Below are 25999 nucleotides of genomic sequence, written 5' to 3'. Positions count from 1 at the left end.
GGACCGGGCGTTTTTTTGCCCGGTTTTTCTTATTTTGATTCAGGATTAGTCAACTAAAAGAAGACTCATTTGAAAAGAAACGTTTGGAAATTATTTTATGAAATGAATCATACAATGCTAGGAAGAAAAAATCTGGAGGTGGAAGGTTGTCAAATGAGTTTGTTGGAAGGTCGTTAAATGAGATTAAATTTTGGTCCAGAATTATGAAGGAACATGCATTATTTTTAAGCTTGGGTTTTACCTTTAATGAGCAAAAGTTAATAGAAGAAGCACAAAAGTACATTGCAATCTTCGAAAAAATCGAAGAGCAGTTAGCGGGCTACTCTGTGAATACTGATCCCCGTCAGATTCAGGCTTTCAATTCACAAGTATATCAAGCAGCAGTATCGATTTGGGGATACAAACGGAAAGTTTTAGGACTAATACTACGTTGCGAAATCACAACGAACAATTACCCACTATTAGTTGATCATATTAGCAGAGAGGCAGCTTATTTTGCTAAAAGGTTAAAAGAATTAAATGAAGGGAAACTGCAACCTTTACCAGAAGCAATCATTAAAGAAAATGTATTCTTCCTGAAAATTATGGCAGACCATGCTAAATTTATTGGTCATCTTTTAGATCCAAGTGAACGAAAATTAGTTGAACAGGCAAGAGAATTTAGCCATGATTTTGATAAGTTATTATATCAGGCTCTTGACTTGGAACATATGAGACCACAATCAGAGACTCCCCCACTGCTTCATCAATTTTTAGATCAAAACCGTGTATCTGTCGTTTCATTAAGAGACTTTAAGAAAACGGCACGTGATTTAATTGAGGCTTGTCGAATTAAAAGTAACATTCATCCCCTATTAGCAGACCACACGTTTAGAGAAGCTGAACGATTTATAGAGATTATTGATCTATTTGAGGAAAATCTAACTAACGGAACCCCTGTAGTAGGTCAATAATTCTGTTTTTTTATTACCCCCAACAGACTATAAGGTAGGGTGTAAGTTAGAATTTCATGTAAAAATAAGTAATAAAATATTTTAGATTGAAATTTTCTAACGATAATCGTATATTTAGTGTACCGAAATAAAAAAAGAGGTACTCTATGTATATTTTATTTGCTGATTGGAAAAAGAAGTTATCTTCCTTTAATAGAAATGTGAAAATGTTTATGCTTGCAAATATACTTATTCAAATTGGAATGGGTATATTTGCAGTTATGTACAACCTATATATAAAAGAGCTTGGTTATCCTGAAACACTGAATGGCAAGATTATATCCATGACATCTCTTGCTTCTGCCCTTATGTTAGTGCCAGCAGGATATTTAAGTGACCGATTAGGTAGGAAAAAAATCATCATTGCAGGTGCTGTGGTTGCCGCAAGTACTCTATTTTATAGAAGTTTAGTTACGGGCGAACAAGCACTGATTTATGCTGCATTTTTTACAGGATTATTTATGGCATTAGTTCAAGTATCTGGCGTGCCTTTCTTAGCTGAAAATACAGACTCAAGTCAGCGTATGCATCTTTTTAGTATTCACTTTTCTTTAATGACCATTGCTAGTGTAGTGGGGAGTTTAGGGGGAGGGGTTTTAGCTGATGCCCTTCACGTAATTGGGAATATTCCTACGGTAGATTCGATTAAGTATGTGCTAATAGTAGGAGCAATCATTTTCACATTCGGCTTGCTTCCTTTATTCCAGTTAAGAGCCGTAAAAGTTAAAGAAGATAAACACAGCAAAGGTGAAGGATTTGAAACAAATGCACCGAATGGTTTCCGTAAGAACTTGAATGTTATTATATTATTTGGTTTTGCAAATCTATTAATAGGAACTGGTTCAGGCCTTGTTATTCCTTACTTAAATTTATATTTTTCTAATCGTTTTGATGCATCAAATACGTATATTGGTCTCATATTGTCACTTGGCTCTGCAATGACCGCTGTAGCTATGCTGCTCGGACCTGCTTTGGTAAAAAGGGTTGGTAAAGTGAGGGCATTAGTTATTTTTCAGTTGCTATCGATTCCATTTTTATTCATCACTGGTTATACGAATTCCTTACTCATTGCCTCCATTGCGTTTTTAATGCGCCAGGCTTTGATGAATGCTGGGAATCCAATTCAAAGTGCAATTGCAATGGACCTCGTTCAAGATAAATATAAGGGGCTTGCCAATTCGGTAAACCAAATGGTATTCAATGTTGGCTGGGCAAGTACTGGAGCTATTTCTACAGGTCTTGTAGTAACATTTGGCTTCTATTGGGGATATGCCTATACCTTTACGATTACAGGAATTCTTTATATTATTGCCTCTACCTATTTTTATTTTATGTTTGGGCGAAAGAAGCTTAGCAATAACTAAATAAAAAAATGTATGGAAGTAAATAACAATCATTTCCATACATTTTGGCGTTTGGCTATTAATTTTTCAATCATACACATGAAATAACATTAGTTCATGTATCATTTTTTTCACTGTTTCTTCATCAGCTGGGGCTTCTCCTAGCCATTTTATCGTCCCATCTGATCCATATTCAGCAGCATATCGCTGTTGTTTATAAAAGAAAGAGATGGACCAACCAGGGAGTTGTTTGTTTTCATAAAGTGATTTGAAGCTAAAGTGTTGTAGCAAGACTATCAACCTTTCATGTGAGTTAATTTGTTTGCATACACTAGTATAAATGACTAGTGAAGGAGCATCGAATTGTTTAATGAGCAATTAAGGCAAGCCATACTTAATGAATATCATGATTATCATTTTTATCGTTCTATGTATAAATTGACGGATGATCCCTATTTGCAAGGTTTTATCGAACATATTTATGAGGATGAAAAAAGCCATTACGAAATGTTCCAACAACTCTATTATATGCTGACTGGTACGTTTGTACAAAACTTTCCGGAACATGTTTTATGTACAGACTTAGATGAATGCATTAAATATGCGATAAGAGATGAATTAGAAGCTGCGGAGCTTTATAAAGAAATGTTGCTGTTAATACCAATCCAGCAAGCATATGCACCGCTATTTGTTGCCATGCATGATGAAACGGAGCATGCAATCCGTTTGTCTACTATGCTTCATTATTTGTAAATTCTTTTAGTGTTTGCCTAACCTCTGCTATAATAATCTAGAAGCTAGAGGAAAAAGGTGAAATTGATGAATTTTATATGGACAATCACATTCATGGCAGTGGTCGGAGCAGCAATTGGAGCGGTAACTAATCACTTGGCTATTCAAATGCTATTCAGACCTCATGAGGCAAAATATATAGGGTCGTGGCGCATCCCGTTCACACCAGGCTTAATCCCTAAAAGACGTGATGAACTGGCAAAGCAATTAGGAAATACTGTTATCCAACATCTGTTGACGCCTGATATTTTCAAGAAAAAATATTTCAACGAAGAAATGAAAAATAAAGCAAATCACTTCTTAACAGAGCAACTGAATGAAAAAGTCTTTCAATCGGACAAAACGATAAAAGATTGGTTGCAACTTGCTGGACTAGAAAACGTGCCAACTATTGTAAATCATAAGATAGAAGAACAGGTAGATGTTCAATTTAGTCAATTAAAAACTAGATTCGAACAAGAAAGTATACGTCAGCTTGCGCCAATTGATTGGCAACAAAAAGCGGATACCAAAGTTGGAGAAATTGTTTCGTACATTTTACTAAAGGGTGAAGATTTCTTCGAATCGGAAGAAGGCAAGATGACCGTGAAAAATCTTATTGATGACTTCCTTTCTACAAAAGGGACGCTCGGCAATATGATTCAAATGTTCATGGGTGAATCATCATCACTTGCTGGAAAAGTTCAACCCGAAATATTAAAATTCCTAAGAGCACCAGGAACAAAAGGTATGCTTGAGAAAATTGTTCGAAATGAATGGGAGAAATTAAAGGATCGCCCGCTCAATGAAATGATGGACGGTTTTGACTTTGACCCGATTATTAAAAATGTAAAAGTATATTTGACAGAACAATTAGCAATTGAAGAAAAATTAAATTATAGCTTCACACATTATTTTCCAGAAGCATCTAGTTGGACAGAGTCATATCTTATACCAAAAGTGACGACATTTGCATTCCAGGAAGCAGAAACAAAGCTGGAAGAAGTCTTGCGTAAAATGAAATTAGAAGATATGGTAAAAGAGCAAGTAGATAGTTTCCCAGTATCTCGCTTAGAGGAGATTGTCCTTGGTATTTCGAAAAGAGAGTTCAAAATGATTACCATTCTAGGTGGGGTTCTTGGTGGACTTATCGGTATTATTCAAGGGTTGATCGTATTCTTTACTACTTAAACTAAAGGAGCTTACAAACATGATTAACATTTATGATGACATTAACAAACTAGAAAAAACACTACGTCAAACAGACGAGTTCTCCAATGTACAGACAGCAGTCGAATCTGTAAAAGCTGATGAACAAGCTCTAGCTTTATTTCAAAGTTTCCGTAAAGTTCAAATGTCTCTTCAAGAGAAGCAAATGAATGGAGAAGAAATTTCTGGAGAAGAAATCGAGTATGCACAAAAAACGGCTCAGCTTGCGCAAGGAAACGAAAAGATATTCCATATGCTTCAAGCAGAAATGGCTCTAAGCCAACTAATTGAAGAAGTAAATCGCGTGCTTATTAAGCCAGTTCAAGAACTTTATGAAGGTATCTAATAAATAAATGAAAAGAACTTTTCCTATTTTAGGAGAGGTTCTTTTTTGAAAGATAAGAAAGTATACAAAAATGTACCGTGTACACTGGATTCATGGGACTTGAAAGAATGAATAATACTGCTGATTTCCGTTTCAGGTGGACGCGTTCCGTGGGCACGGCTTCAATCTCCTCGTCACTACGTTCCTGCGGGGCTTTCAGCTCGTGCTGTTCCCACAGGAGTCGCCACCCTGCACTCCAATCAATTAAGTGAGTAGTACTCAACTAGGAGATATTGCATAGACTCTCGCTTATATTAGAAGAGTAGTCCGAGTTAATGTAGGGATAAAACCGTCTGTTGAATTTGAGAATGAAATTGTGTAAGGAAGAATGAAGATAGTAGATTTCCTTTTTTACTAGTGGAAAAAAAGAAAAATAGTAAGTGTCTGCCCAATAAAGAAGCGAAATAGCGAACGAAATTGCATCTTCGTGAGCTTCCTCTATTATTAGGATAGTATCTTTTCTCTAGTTACCCAAAAAATGAACTAACCCGTTTCTAGAAGTTGTAGAAGGGCGACGGACAGTCAATAGCCATAAGATTACCGAGAAAAAAAGATGCTGGTCGTGACTTCAGTCACGACCAGCATCTTTAAAAAATCAAACGGTAATTATATAGCAATAAGTCTGTCCAAAGCCCTTCGAAAACAGTAGAAACGGGTTTAGATCCTAAAGTACCGGGCGTATTTTGCCCGGTTTTTCTTAGTTAATTTAAATGGATAAATATCCCGTTTCGCAAGTAATTGACCATTAGGCGCAAGTAAACAGAGAAGCAGAGCGAGTAAACAGCCCGGTACCGCAAGTAAAAACTCTACACAGGGTCCCATTCTTCCCACTATAAAGGATATAATAGCTTAAAAAGTTTAACAAAAACACTTTTAAAGAAGGATTTTAAAACGTTATGACGAATGTAATAAAAGAATGAATGACTATTCACTTATAAAGGGGAATGTATATGTATAATACTTTATTGTTAGAAAAAGAAGGTCGTATTGCGACTTTAACATTGAATCGTCCAGAAGCGATGAACTCGATGAATGGAGTAATGATGAGAGAACTGGCTGAAAGTCTAGAATCTCTGCAAACAGACAAATCAGTTCAAGTGTTAGTTATAAAAGGGGAAGGGCGAGCATTTTCCGCTGGTGGAGACATTAAAGCAATGCTAGATAAAGAGAATCCTTTAGACATTGACGAGGCGATGACGTATCTTACAAGAATTGCTACAACTTTATATAAGTTACCGCAGATTACGATTGCATCAGTTCACGGTGCTGCTGCTGGATTAGGTTTTAGTATAGTGTTAGGGTGCGATATTATCATAGCTGAGGAAAATAGCAAGCTCGCTATGAATTTTATCGGAATTGGGCTAGTTCCAGACGGTGGAGGCCATTTCTTCTTAAAAGAAAGAGTAGGGATTCCAAAAGCGAAACAGCTTATGTGGAGCGGGCAGCTTTTCTCCGGAAAAGAAGCACAGAAAATCGGACTTGTGGATGAAGTTACTTCCGATGGTTTAGGTTCAGCAACTGCGGCATCTTATGCACAAAAACTAATTCAATCACCAATTGCTGCAATGATTGCATCAAAAGAAATCTTACACGCAACCAAACTAAATGAATTACAAACTGTGTTAGAAAAAGAAGCTGTTACGCAATCCGCAATGCGAAGAACCGAAGATCATTTAGAGGGCATTAAAGCATTTGTTGAAAAAAGAAAACCTGAGTTTAAGGGTAGATAAATTTAAAAGGAGGATCATTTAGTTGATCCTCCTTTTTATATGATTACATATTTTATTAACAACAAAAGAGGATGGAAGCGACATTAGTCACTTCCATCCTCTTTTTATACTTATAACAAAAATTCAAATTTATTTGCTTGACGTATTGCTGACTTATTTAAAAGTTAAAGTAGATTTATCAGCAAGTTAGTTGATATTTTTGCGAAGCACATTAAATATAAAAAGGAGTGTAATAATGCCTATTCAAACATCATTTAATCCGAAGGGGCGACAAGAACTGAAATATGGCATCACATATATAGATTATATGTTACTAAAAAATAAAATGAAATATGTGATGCATTTAGATACACATGCTGGTCCCACTGGAAAATATACCATTCGTTCGTGCTACTTTGATAACTTTGAAAACAAAGTCATGAACGAGAAAAAGGAAGGGTATTTAACTAGAGATAAATATCGTGTCCGTATTTATGGGAACAACGAAGAGATTATAAATCTTGAACGGAAAAGTAAGCGTAATAATTTAACTTTTAAATCTAAGTGTAATATGACACGTTTAGAATTTGAAAAAATTCGTGTCGGGGATATTTTATGGATGGAAAAAGACAATCGATCATTAATTTGTGACTTGTACTTAGAAATGAAAATGAACTTAATTAAGCCCATGTCAGTAGTGGATTATGAGAGAGAGGCTTATGTTTATTTGTACGGAAATGTCAGAGTAACATTTGATAGCAAAGTGCAGTCAAGCTTGCGCAATACAGATATGTTCAACAAAAATCTACCCATGGTTGATGTACTCGAGCCGACAGAGGTCATCTTAGAAGTGAAGTATGACGAGTACTTACCAGACATGGTGAAAATGATGCTACAAGGTATTAATACAACACATGAAGCGTATTCCAAATATCAATTAAGTCGAATGTATATATAATTAGGAGGATTTAGAAATGGCAACTTCAACAACTTTTACAGATATTTTCAAATCAAGTTTTATAGAAAAAACAGCTTCATTTTCTTTAACAGATTCACTAATAGGTCTTATTTCAGCATTCCTGTTAGGGGTAGTTATTTATATAGTTTATAAGAAAACGTTTAATGGTGTAATTTACTCACATACATTTAATATTTCATTAATGATTATGACAATGGCGACAGCGCTAGTTATAATGGGTATCAGTCAAAATGTTCTATTATCACTCGGTATGGTAGGGGCGTTATCTATCGTTCGTTTCCGTACGCCGATTAAGGATCCGATGGATTTAGTCTACTTATTTTGGTCAGTAATTGTAGGGATTTTATGTGGGGCAGGTTTTGTCGTGTTGGGAATAGTTGGCACAGTCTTAATAAGTTTAGTTATTATCGTATTTGCCAATAAAATTGTAATAGAAAATCCATACTTATTAGTTGTGAAATTTGCTAACGGTGAAGCAGCAGATGCTATTGACCAATTATTAAAAAGTTCAACGAAGAAATATGCATTAAAATCGAAGTCCCATATTTTAGATTATGAAACGGAAGTAACATATGAAATACGTGTGAAAGAAAATGATACAAAAATTGTTTCCGATATTTCACATGTAAAAGGTGTGTCTTCGGCAGTAATGCTAAGTTATGATGGAAACTTTACAGCATAAGGAGAAAAGGTCTGTAAATTTACAGACCTTTCTTTTATAGGAGGTAGTAGTATGAGGAAAAAAGGAACAATATCATTAGCTTTTTCGGCAATTTTAATTGTTGGCGGTTGTAGTGAAAAGAGTAGTACAGAGACAACAATGGATACGGAAGCATTAATATCTTCATATGTAGATTATGATTCAGAAGATTATTATACTGCCTGGGAAGGAGATGCTTTTACAAAAATAACATTAGATGATGAGGCAACGACTTTTGACGGCTCCGGTGGTGTTATTATTAATGGACAAAATGTAGAGATTCATTCATCAGGTACTTATGTACTGGAAGGAGCACTCTCTGCTGGCCAGATTAAAGTAAATACGGAGGATACGGGAAATGTACGCTTAATATTGAATGGTGTAGAGATTACCTCATCTACTAACGCAGCAATTAATATAGAGCAATCAAATAAAACGATTATCTCGCTTGAAGAAGGAACCGAAAATAACTTTACAGACGCAACTGCTTATGTCTATGAGAACGATGCAAATCAGGAAGTTGGAGCAGCTATTTTTAGTAAGGATGATTTAGTCATTAATGGTACTGGTATGTTGACTGTTAATGGTCAGTACAAAGACGGAATAACAAGCCGTGATGACTTGATCGTTACAGGTGGGACTATTAATGTAACAGCAATTGATGATGGTGTTGTCGGTCGCGATGTGTTTGCTTTGTCTAATGCTACAGTTAATATAACTGCGGGTGGCGATGGTGTAAAATCATCAAATGATGGGGATGCAGCTCGAGGCAATATAGTTCTCGAAAGCGGCTATTTAAATGTGAAAGCGCAAGGCGATGGTTTACAAGCTGAAAAAGAAATTATCGTAGTTGATGGTGAATTCTCCATAAAAACTGGAGATGGTAGTCCAGAAACCGTCACTTCTTCTGAGTCAGACATGGGAATGGGCGGAGGAAATGGCCCAGGCGAAATGCCAGAAATGGGTGCAGGAATGAGTATGGATTTCAGTTCAATGACAGATGAGGAAGTAGAAGCATTTGTTGAGAATATGGAGAATATGAATTTCCCAATTGATATTTCTACTGAAATCGAGGGCATGACAACAACTGAAATTCGAGCATATTTAACAACAACTTTTGAATCCATGACGCCACCAGGTGGTGGAGGTATGGACCGTCAACCGAAAGACGGACAAATGCCAGGGGAAAGTACAGGACAAAAGACTCCGCCAGAAGAACAGCAAAATAAAGAACAAAAAGCTCCAGTAGAAAAAGATACAGAGAATAATACCGCCAATGCTTCTGTTGATGAGACTACAAGTCAAAAAGGAATAAAAGCAGGAAAAAATTTAAATATCGTAGGTGGTACTGTTACGGTCGATGCAGTGGATGATGCACTGCATAGTAATGGAGATTTAACTATTCAGGGTGGAGAAGAAACTCTTTCAACGGGTGATGATGGTATACATGCAGATGGTAATGTATTTATTGCCGGTGGTGATATTACAATCTTAAAAAGCCTAGAGGGTATTGAAGGGACTAATATAGAGATTTCTGACGGGACCGTTCATCTAAAAGCAGCAGACGATGGAGTCAATGTAAGCGGTGGAAGTAGTATGAATGAAATGTTTGGGGCCTTTGATCAAGCCTCCACAACTACGGAAACTGAGGAATTAGAAGAAGACGATACGGCAACCGAGGATGGTCAGCTTACGATTTCTGGGGGCTATCTATATGTCGATGCAGATGGTGATGGATTAGACTCTAATACGAATATTACAATGACGGGTGGTACTGCTATCGTTTATGGTCCAACGGAGATGATGAATGGTACATTAGATTATGATGGAACATTTAAAATGGAAGGTGGAACATTAATAGCTTCTGGTAGTGCAGGAATGCCTTTAGGTGTATCTGATGAATCTACACAAAACACGATAATGATGACATTTGATGAGACACTTGAAGCTAATACACCAGTTACTGTGACAAATGCGGATGGTGAGCAAATTATCACAGTAGCACCGGAAAAAATGTATCAAATGATCGTTATTAGTTCTCCAGATTTAGAGCTAAATGTAGAGTCAACTATCAGTCATGGGGGAACTATAACTGGTGAAGTTATAGACGGGGTCTATACAAATGCAAAGACAACAGCTCCAACAGATAGTGTGACCTATTCACCTACAACAGTCATGACTTACTTAAATAGTAGTGGAGTGACAGAAGCCAGCTCATCAATGATGGGTGGAGGAATGGGAGGTAATATGCCAGGTGGAGGCGGAGGTGGCTTTGGAAGACCTCAAGAGCAGCAACAACCAGAAAACAATGAAGATACTTCCAACGAATAGTTCAATATATTATTAAATATGATAAGTTGTTATTAACAAAATAAGTTTCCATTAGAAAACAGCCTACAAAATCGAAAATATCGGTTTTAGGGCTGTTTTTTAAACATTTAAGCTATAAAATTCAGCAAGATTCCAGTCGACATTTATCTGACATAAAACGGTGGTATAATGTAAGAAATTAAGTAATATCAGTTAAAGGGTGTGATGGACAGATGAAAAAAATATTAATAGTAGAAGATGAATTTGCCATTAGCCAAGTATTGAAAGCATATTTAACTAAGCAAAATTATGAAGTTGTGCAGTGCTACACTGGTGATGAAGCAATAGAGGTATTTGAAAAGGCAGGCCCTGACCTAGTACTTTTAGATATAATGCTTCCTGGAAAAAACGGTTGGGCAATTTTAAAAGAAATTCGTTTGCTTGGTAGTTGCCCAGTCATCATGCTAACTGCATTAGGAGACGTAAACTATCGCTTAGAAGGATTTGACGAAGGTGCAGATGACTATATTGCTAAACCCTTTATTGCAGATGAAGTTGTCGCAAGAGTGAAGGCAGTATTGAGAAGAGTATCTAATGAAAAATCATCAACCCTCACTTTTGGTAAGCTTCATATAGATTTTAAAGGTCATTCAGTAAAATTAGATGAAAATGAAATATTACTAACTCCTAGAGATTTGTCGGTATTACTTTTTTTAGCCAAGAAACCAAACCAAACATTTACTAGAGATCAGTTAATAGAACATGTATGGGGATGGGATTACGACGGCAGTGATCGAGCAGTTGATTTATCTATAAAACGGCTGAGAAAAGCGCTCACTAATTGGTCAGAAGACGAAGGTGAAATTCGGACGTTACGTGGATTGGGGTATCAATTTAATGTTCATCAAAAATAAAAGAGTCACCCTGTTATCGTATTGGACGAGTCGATATTTATTTACCTTACTCATAGGTCTGCTAATAATCTCTTTCTTTTCGGCATTATGGATAAGACATTCAACTCTCGAAAATCGTCTACAGCTGATGGAGTTTATGGCTGAAGAGATGGTGAATCGGATTACGGATGTTAGTATTCCAGGAGTCCCACCAAGTGAAAGAGTACCTAATTTTGCTGAAGATCGTTTCCGGGTTCAACATATAAACCCAACAATGTATATCCTCAATACCGATGGAGAAGTAATATCAAGCAATTTACCACTGGAACAAGAAAATGGAAATGCATATAGTCAATTAGTAAATGGAAAAGAAGAAGTTGAAACATTCACTTCCGCAGTTAATAACAAAAAGTATTATGCAGTAAAAAAGAAAATTGAGATAGATGATGAGCTTGTGGGTTGGGTAATGATGGTTGAGTCAAAAGATAAATTAACTACGGTAAAACAAGAATATAGTCAGCTAGCAATATTAATAGTTGGACTAGCCATATTCGGCTGGGGGGCTATATATTTTTTGTCGAGAAGATTAGCTCTTCCGATAAAACAAGTAGCTGAAGCAGCTAAGCAAGTACAAAGTGGTAACTATGAAATCAGTTTATCGGATCATATTAAGGAAAAAGAATTGTATGAACTTGTTTCTTCATTTAAACAGATGGCTGGCAGGTTGGAGCAATTAGAAAAAACAAGAACTGAATTATTAGCAGGTGTTACCCATGAACTGAAAACACCAGTAACATCGATTAGTGGATTGTTGCAAGCCGTAAATGATGATGTTGTTACTGGGCAAGAAGCGGAGCAATTTATCCGAATGGCCCTCGTTGAAACAACCAAGATGAAAACAATGGTCGGTGATTTACTAGCATTCAACTCCTTTGCGGTAGATGCAGTACCAGTGAATATCTCTCAGCTAGATATTGATAACTTTATGAAGGATTTAATTGCACAGTGGAAAGCCGTACAGGAGCAACCAGACATAGTGACCAAAATAAATTTACTTCATAAAAAAGTAATAATTTCTGCAGATTTAGTTCGTTTACAACAAATAATGACCAATTTACTAACAAACGCCGAACAAGCAATTTCAGGAATTGGTGAAATAACTATATCGCTTTCAGAAAAGGGAGCGTACGTGTCTGTAATCGTAAAAGATTCGGGCTCAGGTATACCACCTGAAGAGCAAGCTTTCATATTCGAACGGTTCTTTAGAGGAGAAAAGAAAAAGTACGGTATTCGGGGACTTGGATTAGGATTACCCCTCAGTAAAATGATGGCACAATCGATAAAAGGGAATTTGAATTTAATAGAGAGCACAGAAGAGGGTACATGTTTTGAATTGCTAATACGAAAAGAAGGTTAACCAAATTCGGTTACCTTCTTTTTTTGTTGCATACTTACTTTTCCAAGAATCTGCGTTGCCTAGGCTCTGTGGCAGAAAAGTACCTCTACTAAACAAACTTTGACATCTAACTGACACATTGAAAGATTAAAGTGTAACTAAAGGTAAAAGTATGATAATGAGAGGAAGATACAGATGAATCTACTTTTTTATAAATCAATAAAGATATTTGCGTTACCGATTGCTTTGACAGTAATACTAGCTGGTTGTTCTGCGGAGGACAAAACTATTAAAGAAACTGTAGCAACTGTAAATGGGGTAGAAATCTCTCAAGAAGAATTAACAGAAACTCTCATGACACAATATGGTACAGATGCCTTAGACACTTTAATCACTAATAAAATTTTCGAAATGGAAGCTAAAAGTGAAGGGATAACTATTACAGAGAAAGATATTCAAGCAGAGTTGACGGAGCTAATAGAATCTTATGGTGGTCAAGAGGAATACGAGGGTGTCCTAGAAGCAAATAATGTAGAAGAAGAAGCGCTGATAAAAGATATTTCTACTCATCAATTACAGACGAAAGTAATGGAAAAAGTAGTGGATATTTCAGACGAAGAATTAACCACTTATTTCGAAGAAAACAAGACAACCTTTGCACAAACAGAACAAGTGGAAGCGAGCCATATATTAGTTGCAGATGAGGCTACGGCAAAAGAAGTGAAAACTAAATTGAATGACGGTGGTGATTTTGCAGAACTTGCCAAAGAGTATTCAACAGATACATCATCAAGTACTGATGGAGGGAGTTTAGGATACTTTGGAACAGGTGAAATGGTAGAGGAGTTTGAAAATGTAGCCTTTAAAATGAATATAGATGAAGTGAGTGAGCCCGTTGAATCAGAATATGGATTCCATATCATAAAAGTAACTGGTAAAAAGGATGCAAAAGAAGCAGTGTTTGAAGATGTGAAAGAAGAAGTATATAATAATTTACTAGAAATTCGCATTAATGAAGAATATTCTAGCTGGCTTACTGAAAAGTTTACAGAATATGAAATAGATAACAGCTTATCGAAAAAATGAGCACTATTGAAGCCTATCGGACCTAGGATGAAAAATAACAAAAAAGGACTTAGCCACTAACTGGCTAAGTCCTTTTTAAAAGATAAGAAAGTATATAAAAATACAGCATGAACACCAGTTTTACAGGGCTTTTAAGAATGATTGATACTACTGATTTGCGTTTCAGTGGAGGACAAAGGATAGGAACGCCACGTCGTAAAAGGAAGGCAATCTAAGTTTGCCGCGTCCTGCGGCAACGATTGCATAACCCACCTCCTGTGGGCCTCAACGCCTTTGTGACCAACATCCTGTTGGCCTCCGTGGCACGGCTTCAATCTCCTCGTCACTACGAAAACATATGCTCCTGCGGTTACTCGTCGCAAAGACGTTGGTCAAATAAAGTTTGACCAACGTCTTTCCTGCGGGGCTTTCAGCTCGTGCACCTGTCGCTTCGCTATCGGTGCAGAAAACATTTGCTGTTCCCACAGGAGTCGCCACTTTCACTCCAATCAATTAAATGAGTAGTACTCAACTAGGAGATATAGCATAGACTCTCGCTTAGATAAGAAGAGTAGTCCGAGTTAATGTGGGGATAAAACCGTCTGTTGAATGTAGGAATGAAATTGTGTAAGGATGGATGAAGATAGTAGATTTTCTTTTTTACTAGTGGAAATTAGGAAAAATAGTAAGTGTCTACCAAATAAAGGAGCGAAATAGCGAACGAAATTGCATCTTCAGGCCCGCACGACGCGGGTCAGGCAGTCGTTGCGACAAGATGTCGCGTACTTAGACTGTCATCATCTATCCTCAATTATTAGGATAGTATCTTTTCTCTAGTTACCCAAAAAATGAACTAACCCGTTTCTAAAAGTTGTAGAAGGGCGACGGACTGTCAATAGCCATATATTAGAGAAAAAAAGATGCTGGTCGTGACTTCAATCACGACCAGCATCTTTAAAAAATCAAACGGTAATTATATAGCAATAAGTCTGTCCAAAGCCCTTCGAAAACAGTTGAAACAGGTTTAGATCCTAAAGGACCTGGCGTTTTCTGTCCGGTTTTTCTTAAAAGATAAGAAAGTATATAAAAATACAGCATGAACTTTGTTTTTACAGGACTTTTAATGCATGAATGATACTACTGATTTGCGTTTCAGGTGGGGTACAAAGGCTAAGTGCGCCACATCGTGTGGCAACGCCTTCGTGACCAACATCCTGTTGGCCTTCGCGGGGTGAGCGATGAGCTATCACCACAGCACACGCGTCGCTGTGATATCTCATCTGTCTCACTCATCCCGCAGAAGTCGCCACCCTTCACTTCAATCAATTAAGTGAGTAGTACTGTACTTAAAGATTTAGCATAGCCTCTCGCTCAGACGATAATAGAAATAAAAGTTAATATAGGGATAAAACAGTCTGATGAATTAGAGATATTATGCTATAACGTAGAATGTAGAAAGTGGATTTTCTTTGATATGAGTCCCTTTCAGCCTTACATATTTTAAGATGAAACATCTATATTGTATATTTAAGTGGTTTTATAGCCAATTATCCGCTTATATAAAGTGGATTTAATTGATTGGAGCGCAGAGCGGCGACTCCAGTGGGAACAGCGCGAGCTGAAGACCCTGGACTGAGCGTAAGCGAGGGAAGCGGCTGAAGCCGTGCCCACGGAACGCGTCCGCTCGGAGCGGAAATCAATTTCATATCTACATTATTCTTTTTAGAAGACCGGGCGTTTTTCTGCCCGGTTTTTCTTATCATTCTATACATGAAATAAAACTAGCTTCCCAGAGCTATTTACCAAACGATGAGTTTTATTGGCAAAGCCTTTTTCTTCAATAACAGCCTCACCTTTTTGCTTTGCTTCTTCGTCATTTTCATACTTCCAAGTTTCCTCTAAAATTAGTTCCCCAGTTGATTCAAATGCAGTAAATCGGTATGGTTTCATGAGTCAAACACCCCTTCATTATTCTACTATATATTATACACAAAAAATTATGAAAACTAAATGTAAAGCTTGCTTGACAATGTGGTATAAAGTAAAGTAAACTTTACGTAAAGCTAACTTTACAAGAAGGAGGGGCAAGTTGAAAAATTACGTTCGAGATAAACGGATGGCATTTGGCATGACACAGGACGAACTTTCAGAAAAACTAGATGTATCCAGACAAACAATAATATCGTTAGAAAAAGGAAAATACAATCCATCGATTAATTTGGCTTTTAAGTTATCCAGACTTTTTACATGTACGATTGAGGATTTATTCATTTACGAGGAGGAAGACAAAGATGTATGAAAAATTTGATTTATTTACATTTTTAATCGGGCTACCACTAGCAATTGTAATAATAGGTATAGTTTTTTTGATCAATCGGAAAATCGGCAAGAAAAAGAGATGGTTTGATGAACGATACAATAGAATTCATGAAAAAGCACGATCCTATTCATGGATAGCGACGACTATTGCAATCTTAGTTGTCTGGATGATTGTCATAATAATGGAGGGACCTGGGCTGACCTTTTTCTTACTAACCGGTCTTTGGGTCGTTCATATGCTTTCCTATACAATCGGAGCATTTGTAGCGAATCAAGATAACTAAGAAGGGGAGTAGAAGACTGTACACATTTAGTTGTATACAGTCTTTTCTTTATGGTAAAATAAGAACAAATATTCTATTTTAGAACGAGGTGTACTGGATGGCAAGAATAAGTTTTCTACATGTGGCAGATTTACATTTGGACAGCCCTTTTAAAGGTATCTCCTCTATTCCTAAAAGTCGTTGGAAAGATATACGGGAGAGTACTTTTCAAGCGTTTCAAAACATGATTAATTACGCAGTTGAAAGTAAACCAGACTTCGTTTTAATAGTTGGTGATATTTATGATGGGGAAAATCGTAGTCTTCGTGCGCAGTATTTATTTCAAAAAGGAATGGAAGCTCTGCATGTAGAAAATATTCCAGTTTTAATATGCCATGGAAATCACGATCATTTAAGCGGTAATTGGGTTCGTTTTCAGCTGCCTGAAAACGTTCATATATTCGGTGACAAAGTAGAAACTAAAACACTCCTTATAAGTGAAGAAAAAGTGAATATAACAGGGTTTAGTTATAAGGAGCGTCATATTTTAGAACCTATGCATAGCCACTATCCCATTGCAAAACACAATGATATACATATTGGGATGCTTCATGGTAGCTTAGAAGGAAACAATGAGCATGATGTGTACGCGCCATTTAGAAAAAATGATTTACTAGAAAAAGGCTATCAATATTGGGCGCTCGGTCATATACATAAGCGCCAAATTCTCCATTCAGACCCGCCAATTGTTTATCCCGGAAATACTCAAAGCAGGCATCGTAACGAAAGAGGCGTAAAAGGATTTTACGAAGTTTCGCTAGTTAACAATAAAGCAGAGCTCCAATTTGTCCCCTCAGCTGCTTTTATTTATGACGAGCTTTTCATAGAGTGTGTTGGTATGATCCATGCGAATGAATTAATCACATATATTGAAAATGAATTGATAAGCTACAGTCAAAAAAATGGAAAAGCGATCATTGTTCTAACAATAAATGCAATAACAGAGGAAACCATTGAACTATTACAGTCGACTAATAAAGATGAATGGCTATTATTGATTCAGGAGAGTCTAGAACAAGCAAACAACTTTTTAATAATAAAAGAATTACATATAGAATTTCCAATTGAGCAGAGCACAGAAACTACTTTGCTGCTATCTGCTTTAAATGATTGGGATACTTCGGAATGGAAGCTCGCTTTAAAGGAACTTTATCAGCATCCTAAGGGGAGTAGATATTTACAGCCCATTAACCAAGACTTTATCGAAGAAGTCCTAAAAGAAGCAAAATTGGTAGTTTCAAATGCCACGCCAAGGGGGAGTATCGATTGAAACTTGTAAAGCTTCATATATATGGCTTTGGAAAGCATGAGAATGTTGAAATCGATTTGAATAACGGTATAAACGTGGTCTTCGGTGAAAACGAAGCAGGAAAGACTACAATCCAACAGTTCATCCTGCATATTTTATTTGGATTTCCGCAAAGAAATGCGCAGTTACTTCGCTATGAGCCTAAAAGTAATGCTACATACGGAGGTAAAATTCACCTTATTGATGACCAAGGTCAGCCCGTAACAATTGAACGAGTTAAAGGAAAAGCAAGTGGAGAAGTTACGGTATATTATTCAGACGGTAGTCGTGGAGGGGAAAGGGAGCTGACGAGTCTACTACACTCGTATTCCCGCGCAGATTTTGAAGCTATTTTCTCTTTTTCATTGCTTCAGCTACAGGGCTTCGAGAAAATGACAGAAGAGGAGCTAACGAGAACGTTATTATCTTCTGGAACGACTGGGATGGATACATTAGCGGTCGTCGAAAATCAATTTATAAAAGATATGGGCGAGCTATTTAAGCCCACTGGTAGGAAGCCTCTTATCAATCAAAAAATAGAAGAGCTACGTGAATTAGAAACTACCTACAAGCATCAGCTAGAGGAAGTAGAGAAATATGAACCATCCATTAGACGTCTTAACGAGCTTGAAACAATTGTGGTGGAACTAGATCAACAAGAGAAAGATATTTCTATACAGTTACAACGTTATTTAGAATGGAAACAACTGAAACCATTAAAAGAAAAAGAATCCACATTAAATCAGGAGCTAGACTTAGTAAAACACCAACTTTTCCCCTCAGATGGCATCCGTCGATTTGAGCTAATAAAAGACAAATTGAATCGTAATCAAATAGAAATGGAACAGTTGAAAAAAGAGTTGGATTCTTTAACAATTGATGCAACTAGCTTAACAACGCAACAACTAGAGGAATTACTATCCTATCTAAATCGAGAAGCGGAATGGCATCAGCTTCGTTCCAAACGAATACAAATAGAAGAGGAACAAAGTAAAACACTACAAAGCCAAATGCAACAGCTAGCTTTAGTTGGAGTAGACTGGGAAAAAAGCTTGTCGCATATAGTCCAAGCTGATGTTTCAATACAACAAGAGGACAAACTAGTTACGATTCTTCAAACAGAAAAAAACTTAGAGCAAGAGCTACAACAGGAAAAACGATTATTACAGATGAAGGAACAGGATCTCCTAGGACAACAGCAAAGACTGACTGAGTCCAAACGAGTAAATAAATCCTCCTCCAGCCAAAAGGCGAATAACATAATGTTCTGCATTATTGCAACAATAGTTCTAGTCGGACTTATCATTGGGATTACTCAATCGAATTGGATGGTTGCCCTTACAGCTATTGTCATTAGTGGAATTGTATATGCAGGTTTTACTCTGATGATGAATACATGGAACCAATCAAATGATGTTCAAACATATGCCGATTTATTGAAAAAGGAACACGAGTCATTACAACAAGCTATTTCTATATTGAAGCAAGAAATAGGTGAGTTAGAAAGTAACAAGACAGCTATTTCAAAACAAGTAAACGACTTTTTAAATAGCTATCATATAAGTGAACAATTATCACCAAGTCTATTGCCTGAACTATTTAAGCGTCTGCGCATTATTCAAGAACAGCAAATTGAGCTGGATCAAATGGAGACAAAGCTCTATGAAGTACGTTTGCGAATACAGGAGTTGTTCAAACAAGCGGCGGAGAAAGCTCCTATAAATCTTTTGGAAGATATGCTATTTCACCAATTAAGAGAGCTCTACTTAAATGAAAAGAAAAAGTCAGAAGACCAACAGTATAAGGAAACGAAGCTATCTGATCTCCAAAATAAACTTCAGGAGCTATCATTACTTCAACAATCTTATACCGAACAAATCCACATTTTGTATCGTGAGGCAAATGTAGATCTGGAAAGCAATTATTATAAGGCATATTCTATCTATGAACAAAAAGTGGAGCTTGAAAAGGAATTACACCACCTTCACTTGCAAATAGCCGGAAAACAAATAAATTTGGACGATTTTGATGATGTATTTGAGGACGAGTGTAAGGACAAGCAACTTCACTTACAACAACAGAGGAATGTATACAATGATGAAAAAGCATCTTTATCCTATCAAACAAAGAAACTAGTAGAAGATGAAGTGCAAAGTGAACAATTGCAATTACTCGAACAGAAAAAAGCAGAACTACATGAACTTGTGAAAAAATGGGCTGCTCAAAAAATAGTCGTGGAATCGATTAAACAGATGATGAAGCAGTTAAAAGAGGAGCGACTTCCAGAAGTACTAGAAAATGCACAGCGGTATTTTCAGCTACTTACAAACAACTCATATGAACAAATGATATTATCACCAGGAGGAAGCTTTGAAGCTGTGAAATCATCTGGACAGCGCTTTAAAATAGCGGAGCTCAGCCAAGCCACTAAAGAGCAGGCATATATTTCCTTGCGTATTGCCCTAGCTGTTTCATTACAGTGCAAAGCACCTTTTCCAATTATCATGGATGATCCATTTGTACATTTCGATCGTGTCAGACTGCAACAAGTGGTACAATTAGTGGCAGAGTTACAAAAAGAACACCAACTACTGTATTTTACATGTCATGACAATATGCGATATGTATGGGAAGATGCATCAGTCATACAAGTAGCAACATTATTACCCAGAAAGGTAGGGATTGGGAAATGAAAGGTATTACACAATTACGAGTAGGCGATCCAGTTGATCATTACTTGCTTATAAAACAATCAACAAAAGGTGTAACGACCGTTGGAAAACCATTTATGTCATTAATATTGCAAGATAAGAGCGGAGATATTGAAGCAAAACTTTGGGATACAAATGATGATCATGAAAAACTTTACGGTGCTAGTCAAATTGTTCGTGTTGGAGGGGAAATACAAGATTATCGTGGAAAGTTCCAATTACGTGTAAAAAGTATTCGCCCAGTAAAAACAGAAGAGCCCATCTCGATACAGGACTTAGTTCCATCTTCAGATAAACCAAAAGAAGAATTGATGGAAGAGCTTTTACAATATTTCTTTGAAATGAAAAATCCATTAATACAGCGCGTTACTAGACATTTAATGAAAAAACATCAGACATCATTTATGACGTTCCCAGCAGCCACTAAAAACCATCATGATTATGCGTCAGGCTTAATAGACCATGTTGTGTCTATGTTAAAGCTAGGAAAAGCTTTGTGCGATCTGTATCCAACGTTAAACAAAGACCTTTTATATGCTGGAATCATCTTACATGACATAGGAAAAGTTATAGAGCTTTCAGGACCTGTAGCAACCACATACACGATAGAAGGTAATTTACTTGGGCATATTACAATAATGGTAAATGAAATTTCTAAAGCTGCAGAAGAGTTAGAAATCGAAGGCGAAGAGGTTATGCTTCTCCAACATATGGTGCTGTCTCATCATGGTAAAGAAGAGTGGGGTAGCCCAAAACGTCCTGCCCTTCGGGAAGCTGAGATGTTGCATTATATCGATAATATTGATGCGAAAATGAATATGTTGAATCGTGCACTAGACAAAACAAACCCAGGTGAATTTTCCGAGCGATTGTTCCCACTGGAAAACCGTTCATTTTATAAGCCAACATTTGAGTAAACGAAAAAGCGTAAAGGCGACGAAACCTTTACGCTTTTTTTATTGTATTGAACCTCATTAACTAAAAAAAGTTGATCATGACCGAAGTCACGACCAACCGTTATGCTTGTCTTACTTATTTTTCATCCTCAGTAGCTTTCGTATCTGCTTCAGTATCTTCAGTTGCCTCAGCGTCTTTAGCTGGTGCTTGTTCTTCAGCTGCTGCTAATAATTGATCTAATGATGTTTTTAAGTCTTTATCTTTAATATCGATTTTAGCATCTTTCATCATTTTAGCTACTTTTGGTAAAAGTTGTGTTTGATCAGCTTTTTCTAACTTCAATTGTTTTTCAATTTCAGCTTTTTTATCTTTATATGATTTTTCCGTTGTACGAGTATCTGTTACCTCAATAACGTGGAAACCAAAGCTAGATTTAACTGGATCCGATATTACATTTTTCTTTAAACCAAAAGCTACTTCTTCGAATTCTGCAACCATTTGGCCTTTACCAAACCAACCTAATTCTCCACCAGTTGTTTGAGCTGCTTCTTCAGTAGAGTATTCTTTTGCAACTTCTGCAAAGTCTTTACCTGACTCTAATTCAGCTTTGACTTTCTTCGCTGTTTCTTCGTCTGCTACCAATACGTGACGAGCATTAATTTCATTTTTCGTATTTTCATATTCAGCTTTAATTTCGTCTTCTGTTACTTTAACATCTTCGATTAAAGCTTTTTCTTGCAATAGGTTTAGTTCTAAGAATTTTTTATATGATTCTTCTGTATAGCCTTGTTGAGCAATCATTGCCTCAAAGCTTTCGCCATACTGCTCTTTATCAGCTGCTAATTGAGTGTTTACTTCCTCTTTAGTCACTTTATACTTATCTGAAAGTACTTTTTCAATCATTAGCAATTGGAATGCTTGATCGCCGATAGATGATTTCATCTCTTCATACAAATCATTCTGTGTAATATCTCCGACTTTAGATGTAGCAATAACTTCGCTGTTTTTCGCTGAATCCTCACTACAAGCTCCTAAAGCAAGAACTGATGCTGCAAGTGTTAATGTTAATAATGTTTTTTTCATGAAATATTCTCTCCTAACTTCTATGTGTTGCAGTAGTTACTATAACATAAACGACATAAAAACAAAAATAGTTCCCTTACATTTGCCTACCGAACATTTAAAATACCGCATAGGATACATGGAAAAGGAGGTGTTTTAAATGAGCGGACAATATAACGGTGGCGGAGGATACAGCAGCGGCTCTGGATTTGCATTGATCGTTGTTTTATTTATTTTATTGATCATTGTAGGCGCAGCGTTTATCTACTAATTTAAAAAGAGAAACTAAGATCGCTTTAAAAACGATCTTAGTTTCCCTTAATTGGTAGTGTGAAAAAAAGAAATGACCCTATCATATATATGATTTGGGTCCACTTTTTTTCTCTTAAACTGTATAAACTAGCTCAACATAAAAGGAAACAAGAAGAATCGTTATCAATATATTGATCGTGCGAAAAATCTTCGGATGTTTCTCTTCCGGAATATCTTTTGACATTATTAAAGCATATGTCATTCGGTTAATTTGTAGCAAATAAAATGCTGAGAATAGAACTAACGTGAATATAATCATGTCTAGACTCCCTTCATATACTAACTAAGCATAACAAACAATGAGGGGGATATACAAGTGTTACATATTGTTAATAGTTTGGTTCCGCTATTAAAATCTCGTAGCCAGCATCAGTTTCCTCGATGAAGGCCGACTTTGGTGATTTACTTAGATGCTTTACGTAGACCAAATCGATTAAGCAAATGCCACAATGATAAGCAAACAAAATAGTGAAGTAGTGAGCAAAACTAGGAATTGCTAAAGCACCTATAACTAGTAATACATTAACGAATATAAAAGGAGCTAATAAAATAAAGAGGAATCTACTCTTTTGAATGGGCTCTATTATACGTAAATGTAAAATAGGGATAAATTTAAATTGGTTAATGACTATGAATTTTATTTTATCTCTATGACTAAACATTGGGATAAAGTGAAATAATTTATGAAGTGGATAAACACCTAAAACCGCAAGCATGAATATCAAAAAGTAATCGTCCGATTTATGAGAATTATTAATAATTCCTAATAAGGCATATGCAAATGAAAACACCATCATCACTACTAAAGTTGATAGTAAAAATAGTCTACCTAAACCATATTGTTTTCTCACATTAATTGTTTTCCAGCAGTGCACGGTATGCATCTCCTATATATTTAAATTTGAATTAGATACATAAGATAATCCATTTAATCATAAAAAGCAACCCTTTATTTGATAAGAATTATTAACGGTTTTCAACCTATCCATTATTCCCTTTAAAAATGAATGAATCCTCAAGATCTTTTAAAGATCTTTCGAAGATATCCATGAAATCATCTCCATAAATATTGCGAATAACAGCCGTTACATCCATGAAATCTGGAAATTTCCCATATAACTCTTTAATAGGAAGAGACCCTTCCAACACTGCATGCGGAGTATCGTAGTAAGTTTCATACATCTCTTCTAATAGTACCTTCCCCTTATTTGTCACATCGACATACGTATTACGCTTATCTGTATCCCTTTTAGAGAAAGAAAGTAATCCACGTTCTTCCAATTTTTTAGAAAAATTAAATGCAGTTGAGACATGCATTACTCCGAATTTTGCTATATCAGAAATAGTTGCTCCTTGTAGGTGATATGATATCCATAAAATATGATGTTCATTAATATTTAAGTCATAAGGTTTTATCCATGATTGCCAATCTTTTTCTACTGCTTTCCAAAGTGCTTTAGATAGTTGTGCAATCCGCTGGCTGTATAGCATTGCTTCTTTCCTCGTATAAAATTGATCTCTCATATTAACCCCTTCTTTCCTCAAATTATATCTTTCGAATATTATAGCAAGAAAGTATGTATGTGAATATAGGTTATAAAAATATTATTCTATTTATAGTAAAAAAGCCTTAAAGTGATTCATAATTTGTCTATTAAGAAAAAAGAGGATATACCCCTAATTGGGATATATCCTCCTCTATAATTAGACTGCTACTTCTTTTTTCTTTGGTAATTTTTTTTCTAATTCTGCCATTGCTTCTTGAATAGATGAAATTTCTGCTTGAAGCAGGGCTTGTATAGGCGCAGTTTCATTTTTCCATTGTGCAAGACTAGACTTAATATCTTCAATTGCACTTGGAATTACTTCTTTTGAGGAATTTGTTAAGTTGTTTATTGAACTTTTTACATCTGCTAACTGAAGCTTTATGTCTAAGAGCTTGTCTCGAAAATCGTTGGAGGAAGACTTTAAGGAAGATCGAACTTCCATACCAGATTTTGGAGTGGTCATAAGTACAGTAGAAGCCCCAACTAGTAGACCTGTTGTAATTCCGTAAAATAATGGTGCTAGTTTCATCATAAATCACTCCTTTGCTTATAATGTATTATTCCTTACCTTATGACTATTAAAACATATTATTTTATACAAAAAAAGCTTTCCTTCGAAAAGGAAAGCAAATAGTTTATATTTATGCCGAAAGTGCTGTGTCAAAACTAGTACGTTTGATCAATTTTCCGATAATCGGATAGATGATAAAGAATGCTATTGCATTGATAGCAATTGCTGGTAGAACTACAAGTACGAATAATTCCTGGAAAATTGCACCTGCACCGAATACAAAAATAGCAGATGATAGGAAAACTGTACCTGATACTAATGTTCCTATTGCCGTCAGAACTACTCCAACAGCCACTTTATTGGCTAATTTATTTAACAATAAAACAAGTCCTAAGAAAACAAATGCTGTTACTGCTTTATCAATGATATTTGGAACGAAACCTCCTGGAAAAGTAGAAAACAATCCAGAAATAACTCCTGTTGAAATACCAAGCAAGAAACTGCTTTTTACATTAGGGAATAATAGGATACCTATGAACATCATCGTAAGCATGAAGTCTGGCTTCATCCCACCATTTATGCCTGGAATAATAATGTAAAGTACTGCTCCAACACCTACCAATAGGGACATTAAAACTAAATTCTTCGTATTCATTTTCTCATCTCTCCTCAACTATTCTACGCTCTGTTTGTTGTTTTCCTCTAACGTATCCTCTTGATCGTTAGCAAGAAACTTAAATATGATTTTACTTGTTGTTCGTAAAAAAAGCAAGAGTTACTTCTTTAATTTCTCATATAATTCTTGTGCTAAGTTTTGTATGATCTCTGGGGTAAATGTTTTCTCTTTTGTCATCCAAGTTGGGCGGAAGCCGTCCGTTTGATCGTAGCGTGGGATAAAGTGTAAATGGAAATGGAACACGCTTTGCCCTGCAGGAGCACCATTATTATTTAATAGGTTCATGCCCACTGGACCAAAGCTTTCTTTCAGTGCGCTAGCGATTTTCGGAACAACCTTAAATAAGTTACTAGCTTCATCTTCTGTTAAATCATAGACGTCCTCTTTGTGATTTTTTGGAATGATTAGCGTGTGCCCTTTTGTTAGTGGCATTATATCCATGAAAGCATATACATGCTCATCTTCATAGATTTTCGCGCTTGGGATAGAACCATCAATTATTTTACAAAAAATACAATCACTCATAATTTCCCCTCCATATTCATCGTTATGAAAAGTTTAACATATAATAGGACAGGCGTGGTATGATAGAGGATTTTTT

27 protein-coding genes are annotated in these 25999 nt (G+C 36.2%); 18 read left to right on the top strand and 9 right to left on the bottom strand.

From position 1 onward, the window contains the following. Positions 1-146: 146 nt before the first annotated feature. On the top strand, positions 147-953 hold the full coding sequence (locus LDK52_RS16975; protein ID WP_277587125.1) for a DUF2935 domain-containing protein: 807 nt from the start codon (positions 147-149) through the stop codon (positions 951-953). 146 nt (positions 954-1099) lie between these two features. Then, on the top strand, positions 1100-2356 hold the full coding sequence (locus LDK52_RS16970) for an MFS transporter (RefSeq protein ID WP_277587124.1): 1257 nt from the start codon (positions 1100-1102) through the stop codon (positions 2354-2356). A 66-nt stretch (positions 2357-2422) separates the two neighbouring features. Here LDK52_RS16970 and LDK52_RS16965 read toward each other — a convergent pair whose 3' ends face one another. Continuing rightward, positions 2423-2626, bottom strand: coding sequence for a YheE family protein (locus LDK52_RS16965; RefSeq protein WP_277587123.1), 204 nt, complete (start codon positions 2624-2626; stop codon positions 2423-2425). A gap of 72 nt (positions 2627-2698) precedes the next feature. Between LDK52_RS16965 and LDK52_RS16960 the strand changes: the two genes are divergently transcribed. The 10 genes from LDK52_RS16960 (at position 2699) to LDK52_RS16915 (ending at position 13773) form a co-directional block, all read left to right on the top strand. Beyond that, positions 2699-3088, top strand: coding sequence for a ferritin-like domain-containing protein (locus LDK52_RS16960; protein ID WP_277587122.1), 390 nt, complete (start codon positions 2699-2701; stop codon positions 3086-3088). A 66-nt stretch (positions 3089-3154) separates the two neighbouring features. Beyond that, positions 3155-4297, top strand: a complete 1143-nt coding sequence (locus tag LDK52_RS16955) for a DUF445 domain-containing protein (RefSeq protein ID WP_320415372.1) — start codon at positions 3155-3157, stop codon at positions 4295-4297. Positions 4298-4316: 19 nt separating this feature from the next. After that, positions 4317-4661, top strand: a complete 345-nt coding sequence (locus LDK52_RS16950; protein ID WP_277587121.1) for a YlbF family regulator — start codon at positions 4317-4319, stop codon at positions 4659-4661. Positions 4662-5650: 989 nt separating this feature from the next. Beyond that, positions 5651-6430, top strand: coding sequence for an enoyl-CoA hydratase (locus LDK52_RS16945; RefSeq protein ID WP_407081832.1), 780 nt, complete (start codon positions 5651-5653; stop codon positions 6428-6430). Between the two features lie 235 nt (positions 6431-6665). Further along, entirely contained in the window at positions 6666-7367 is a 702-nt protein-coding gene (locus LDK52_RS16940; protein ID WP_277587119.1) for a polyphosphate polymerase domain-containing protein, read from the top strand. A gap of 16 nt (positions 7368-7383) precedes the next feature. After that, positions 7384-8070, top strand: a complete 687-nt coding sequence (locus tag LDK52_RS16935) for a DUF4956 domain-containing protein (protein WP_277587118.1) — start codon at positions 7384-7386, stop codon at positions 8068-8070. Positions 8071-8121: 51 nt separating this feature from the next. After that, positions 8122-10419, top strand: a complete 2298-nt coding sequence (locus tag LDK52_RS16930; RefSeq protein WP_277587117.1) for a carbohydrate-binding domain-containing protein — start codon at positions 8122-8124, stop codon at positions 10417-10419. A gap of 212 nt (positions 10420-10631) precedes the next feature. Next, a complete protein-coding gene (locus LDK52_RS16925) occupies positions 10632-11312 on the top strand; it encodes a response regulator transcription factor (RefSeq protein WP_277587116.1) in 681 nt (226 codons plus the stop codon). Positions 11313-11448: 136 nt separating this feature from the next. Continuing rightward, positions 11449-12708: a HAMP domain-containing sensor histidine kinase gene (locus LDK52_RS16920; RefSeq protein WP_277587115.1), complete on the top strand. Its 1260-nt coding sequence runs from the start codon at positions 11449-11451 to the stop codon at positions 12706-12708. Positions 12709-12882: 174 nt separating this feature from the next. Next, on the top strand, positions 12883-13773 hold the full coding sequence (locus tag LDK52_RS16915) for a peptidylprolyl isomerase (RefSeq protein WP_277587114.1): 891 nt from the start codon (positions 12883-12885) through the stop codon (positions 13771-13773). Between the two features lie 1743 nt (positions 13774-15516). On the opposite strand, the gene LDK52_RS16910 is transcribed toward LDK52_RS16915, so the two are convergent. Beyond that, positions 15517-15702 (bottom strand): YhzD family protein, encoded by a 186-nt coding sequence (locus LDK52_RS16910; protein ID WP_277587113.1) that lies wholly within the window; start codon positions 15700-15702, stop codon positions 15517-15519. A 139-nt stretch (positions 15703-15841) separates the two neighbouring features. Here LDK52_RS16910 and LDK52_RS16905 point away from each other — a divergent pair, with 139 nt between their 5' ends. The 5 genes from LDK52_RS16905 (at position 15842) to yhaM (ending at position 21310) form a co-directional block, all read left to right on the top strand. Next, positions 15842-16051, top strand: coding sequence for a helix-turn-helix transcriptional regulator (locus LDK52_RS16905; protein ID WP_277587112.1), 210 nt, complete (start codon positions 15842-15844; stop codon positions 16049-16051). Further along, positions 16044-16355, top strand: a complete 312-nt coding sequence (locus tag LDK52_RS16900) for a DUF2178 domain-containing protein (RefSeq protein ID WP_277587111.1) — start codon at positions 16044-16046, stop codon at positions 16353-16355. Before LDK52_RS16905 ends, LDK52_RS16900 begins: the two co-directional genes overlap by 8 nt. Before the next feature lie 97 nt (positions 16356-16452). Continuing rightward, positions 16453-17664, top strand: a complete 1212-nt coding sequence (locus tag LDK52_RS16895; protein ID WP_277587110.1) for a metallophosphoesterase family protein — start codon at positions 16453-16455, stop codon at positions 17662-17664. Further along, positions 17661-20375 carry an ATP-binding protein gene (locus LDK52_RS16890; RefSeq protein WP_277587109.1) on the top strand — a complete coding sequence of 905 codons (2715 nt, stop codon included), beginning with the start codon at positions 17661-17663 and terminating at the stop codon, positions 20373-20375. Before LDK52_RS16895 ends, LDK52_RS16890 begins: the two co-directional genes overlap by 4 nt. Next, positions 20372-21310: a 3'-5' exoribonuclease YhaM gene (gene yhaM / locus LDK52_RS16885; RefSeq protein WP_277587108.1), complete on the top strand. Its 939-nt coding sequence runs from the start codon at positions 20372-20374 to the stop codon at positions 21308-21310. Before LDK52_RS16890 ends, yhaM begins: the two co-directional genes overlap by 4 nt. Positions 21311-21425: 115 nt before the next feature. Here the strand turns inward: yhaM and LDK52_RS16880 are convergent, their stop codons facing one another. Then, positions 21426-22373 (bottom strand): peptidylprolyl isomerase, encoded by a 948-nt coding sequence (locus LDK52_RS16880; protein WP_277587107.1) that lies wholly within the window; start codon positions 22371-22373, stop codon positions 21426-21428. A gap of 139 nt (positions 22374-22512) precedes the next feature. Between LDK52_RS16880 and LDK52_RS16875 the strand changes: the two genes are divergently transcribed. Continuing rightward, positions 22513-22623, top strand: a complete 111-nt coding sequence (locus LDK52_RS16875; RefSeq protein WP_277587106.1) for a YjcZ family sporulation protein — start codon at positions 22513-22515, stop codon at positions 22621-22623. A 114-nt stretch (positions 22624-22737) separates the two neighbouring features. Here the strand turns inward: LDK52_RS16875 and LDK52_RS16870 are convergent, their stop codons facing one another. The 6 genes from LDK52_RS16870 to LDK52_RS16845 form a co-directional block, all read right to left on the bottom strand. After that, complete coding sequence (locus tag LDK52_RS16870) at positions 22738-22923, bottom strand: hypothetical protein (RefSeq protein WP_277587105.1); 186 nt, start codon at positions 22921-22923, stop codon at positions 22738-22740. Positions 22924-22993: 70 nt separating this feature from the next. Beyond that, positions 22994-23539 (bottom strand): DUF3267 domain-containing protein, encoded by a 546-nt coding sequence (locus LDK52_RS16865; protein ID WP_277587104.1) that lies wholly within the window; start codon positions 23537-23539, stop codon positions 22994-22996. A 106-nt stretch (positions 23540-23645) separates the two neighbouring features. Next, entirely contained in the window at positions 23646-24188 is a 543-nt protein-coding gene (locus LDK52_RS16860) for an HTH-type transcriptional regulator Hpr (protein ID WP_277587103.1), read from the bottom strand. Between the two features lie 180 nt (positions 24189-24368). Further along, positions 24369-24740, bottom strand: a complete 372-nt coding sequence (locus LDK52_RS16855; RefSeq protein WP_277587102.1) for a YtxH domain-containing protein — start codon at positions 24738-24740, stop codon at positions 24369-24371. Positions 24741-24852: 112 nt separating this feature from the next. Then, positions 24853-25377, bottom strand: coding sequence for a tryptophan transporter (locus LDK52_RS16850; RefSeq protein ID WP_277587101.1), 525 nt, complete (start codon positions 25375-25377; stop codon positions 24853-24855). Positions 25378-25497: 120 nt separating this feature from the next. Beyond that, positions 25498-25923 (bottom strand): HIT family protein, encoded by a 426-nt coding sequence (locus LDK52_RS16845; protein ID WP_277587100.1) that lies wholly within the window; start codon positions 25921-25923, stop codon positions 25498-25500. Positions 25924-25999 lie beyond the last annotated feature (76 nt).

Origin of the sequence: Psychrobacillus antarcticus (assembly GCF_029533155.1) — a bacterium.
GTDB classification, from domain to species: domain Bacteria; phylum Bacillota; class Bacilli; order Bacillales_A; family Planococcaceae; genus Psychrobacillus; species Psychrobacillus antarcticus.
This window is presented reverse-complemented; position numbering and strand designations above follow the sequence as displayed.

Excerpts from the sequence above, each read along its gene's own strand:
- LDK52_RS16970 (WP_277587124.1), top strand. The coding sequence starts at position 1,100 with ATGTATATTTTATTTGCTGATTGGAAAAAGAAGTTATCTTCCTTTAAT.
- LDK52_RS16955 (WP_320415372.1), top strand. The coding sequence starts at position 3,155 with ATGAATTTTATATGGACAATCACATTCATGGCAGTGGTCGGAGCAGCA.
- LDK52_RS16950 (WP_277587121.1), top strand. The coding sequence starts at position 4,317 with ATGATTAACATTTATGATGACATTAACAAACTAGAAAAAACACTACGT.
- LDK52_RS16945 (WP_407081832.1), top strand. The coding sequence starts at position 5,651 with ATGTATAATACTTTATTGTTAGAAAAAGAAGGTCGTATTGCGACTTTA.
- LDK52_RS16940 (WP_277587119.1), top strand. The coding sequence starts at position 6,666 with ATGCCTATTCAAACATCATTTAATCCGAAGGGGCGACAAGAACTGAAA.
- LDK52_RS16935 (WP_277587118.1), top strand. The coding sequence starts at position 7,384 with ATGGCAACTTCAACAACTTTTACAGATATTTTCAAATCAAGTTTTATA.
- LDK52_RS16930 (WP_277587117.1), top strand. The coding sequence starts at position 8,122 with ATGAGGAAAAAAGGAACAATATCATTAGCTTTTTCGGCAATTTTAATT.
- LDK52_RS16925 (WP_277587116.1), top strand. The coding sequence starts at position 10,632 with ATGAAAAAAATATTAATAGTAGAAGATGAATTTGCCATTAGCCAAGTA.
- LDK52_RS16920 (WP_277587115.1), top strand. The coding sequence starts at position 11,449 with ATGGCTGAAGAGATGGTGAATCGGATTACGGATGTTAGTATTCCAGGA.
- LDK52_RS16915 (WP_277587114.1), top strand. The coding sequence starts at position 12,883 with ATGAATCTACTTTTTTATAAATCAATAAAGATATTTGCGTTACCGATT.
- LDK52_RS16910 (WP_277587113.1), bottom strand. The coding sequence starts at position 15,702 with ATGAAACCATACCGATTTACTGCATTTGAATCAACTGGGGAACTAATT.
- LDK52_RS16900 (WP_277587111.1), top strand. The coding sequence starts at position 16,044 with ATGTATGAAAAATTTGATTTATTTACATTTTTAATCGGGCTACCACTA.
- LDK52_RS16895 (WP_277587110.1), top strand. The coding sequence starts at position 16,453 with ATGGCAAGAATAAGTTTTCTACATGTGGCAGATTTACATTTGGACAGC.
- yhaM (WP_277587108.1), top strand. The coding sequence starts at position 20,372 with ATGAAAGGTATTACACAATTACGAGTAGGCGATCCAGTTGATCATTAC.
- LDK52_RS16880 (WP_277587107.1), bottom strand. The coding sequence starts at position 22,373 with ATGAAAAAAACATTATTAACATTAACACTTGCAGCATCAGTTCTTGCT.
- LDK52_RS16875 (WP_277587106.1), top strand. The coding sequence starts at position 22,513 with ATGAGCGGACAATATAACGGTGGCGGAGGATACAGCAGCGGCTCTGGA.
- LDK52_RS16870 (WP_277587105.1), bottom strand. The coding sequence starts at position 22,923 with ATGATTATATTCACGTTAGTTCTATTCTCAGCATTTTATTTGCTACAA.
- LDK52_RS16860 (WP_277587103.1), bottom strand. The coding sequence starts at position 24,188 with ATGAGAGATCAATTTTATACGAGGAAAGAAGCAATGCTATACAGCCAG.
- LDK52_RS16855 (WP_277587102.1), bottom strand. The coding sequence starts at position 24,740 with ATGAAACTAGCACCATTATTTTACGGAATTACAACAGGTCTACTAGTT.
- LDK52_RS16850 (WP_277587101.1), bottom strand. The coding sequence starts at position 25,377 with ATGAATACGAAGAATTTAGTTTTAATGTCCCTATTGGTAGGTGTTGGA.
- LDK52_RS16845 (WP_277587100.1), bottom strand. The coding sequence starts at position 25,923 with ATGAGTGATTGTATTTTTTGTAAAATAATTGATGGTTCTATCCCAAGC.